Source organism: Vibrio sp. Vb0888 (assembly GCF_033338835.1).
Lineage (GTDB): Bacteria > Pseudomonadota > Gammaproteobacteria > Enterobacterales > Vibrionaceae > Vibrio > Vibrio alginolyticus.
In genome coordinates, this window is record NZ_JAWOTL010000199.1 from 1 (window position 1) to 1220 (window position 1220).

General features: G+C 45.7%; 1 protein-coding gene. It reads right to left on the minus strand.

Translation table 11 applies throughout. The features are described from left to right. Positions 1-1220 (minus strand): sulfite reductase flavoprotein subunit alpha (locus tag R7P72_RS24995; protein WP_318110958.1); only part of this gene is annotated, 1220 nt, incomplete at both ends.

A 1220-nucleotide genomic window follows, 5' to 3' on the forward strand; every position in this document is an offset into this window, starting at 1 on the left:
CTTCATCCACTTCAGCTTGGCTAGAAGCAATAGAGTAAAGACGAGGCGTCAAACGGCGCAACAAACCAACCAACTCACCCGCGGTCAGTTTGGTTTTCTTCTCTGCGAATACATCAACAATTTGAGTGTTGGCTGAGTACTCACGAAGCTTATCTTTATCTTCCACCAGCTTTTGTAGTTTCTTGCTGCCAGATAACTCGGCAAACTTAGTCACTAGCTGTGGGTTAGATGTCGTGATCTCGAACTTACTCACTAAAGCACTGTGAATAGATAAGCTTTCGCCATCAACGTCAACTGTTTCAACACCAGACAAACCAACTTTGCCTAGAATTTGATTGGCAAGCTCAGAGCTGTTTTCGTACCACACACCCAAAGCATCACCTGGTTGGTATGTCAGACCCGAACCATCTAGATCGATTTCAATATGGCGAACATCTTTACCCGAGTCTCGACCCGTGATCTTTTGGCTGGTGAGTAACGTCGCTGTGTATGGATTTTGTTTGTTGTACTGAGAATGTGAAGCTGCCGCTTGTCCTACAGGAAGTTGAACAATTTCCGCTTCATTGCCAGAAGATAGTGTCTCTTTAACTTTACCTAGCGCATTCTTGCGCCATTCTTCCGCTGCCGCTTCGTAATCAACATCGCAGTCAATACGGTCAATAAAAGACGTCGCGCCCAGTTTTGCTAAGTACGTGTCAAAGTCTTTACCAGTTTGGCAGAAGAACTCATAACTAGAATCACCCAATGCAATCACACCATATTGAAGGTTTGATAGCTTAGGCGCTTTCTTAGATTGTAAGAACTCGTGCAGCTCAATGGCATTGTCTGGCGCTTCACCTTCACCGTTGGTAGAAGCAACAATGATGACGTGCGTTTCTTTGGCTAAGTTTTTGCCTTTGTAGTCGCTTGCATCAAACAACTCTACTGCAATTCCTTCTGCTTTTGCTTCTTGTTCCAACGCTTCAGCAACACCTTTTGCGTTACCGGTTTGAGAAGCAAAAATGATGGTCAACTTACCGGCAGGCTTTGCTGATACTGCGGCAGCTGCTTGGGCGATTGGTGTTGCCGCCGCACTTGGTTGATGTTGAGCTAAACCCCAAAAGTACCCACTGACCCAAGCAAGTTGCTGTGAAGACAACTCAGAGACAGTTTGTTGGAGTGAATTAAATTGTTGGTCATTCAGAGGGCTTGCGATCGGAGGGTTTCCGCCTTGCCCATTA